Source organism: Pollutimonas rozaliensis (genome assembly GCF_048751585.1).
Taxonomy (GTDB): domain Bacteria; phylum Pseudomonadota; class Gammaproteobacteria; order Burkholderiales; family Burkholderiaceae_B.
The window spans coordinates 1-279 of record NZ_JAZHOB010000068.1 but is presented as its reverse complement, the minus strand read 5'-3'; the positions used below and the strand labels follow the sequence as shown (position 1 = coordinate 279).

The following is a 279-nucleotide window of genomic DNA, read 5'->3' as shown; positions in this document are numbered from 1 at the left end:
CGCCGATAAGCCCGGAAATGCCGTAGATCTCCCCGGCCCGCACACTGAACGATACGTCGTCGACCTTGCCGCGGCGGCACAGATTGCTGATCTGCAAAAGCGGCGCACCAATCTGCCGTTCGCCCAGGTCAATGGCGTCGCCGACATCGCGGCCGACCATCAGAGTGACCAGCTCGTCGCTGCTGTAACGGTCGATGGGCTCCACCGTCTCGAAGAACTGGCGAAAGTGGCGCAGCGCGTCGCCGTGCTGCGCGACGGCCAACTGGTCGCCGTGGAGCC

The 279-nt window shown here is 65.2% G+C and carries 1 pseudogene; it reads right to left on the bottom strand.

Annotated elements, in window-relative coordinates:
* Nucleotides 1–279 (bottom strand): annotated as a pseudogene (locus V0R37_RS21995) (hypothetical protein); the annotation flags it as partial.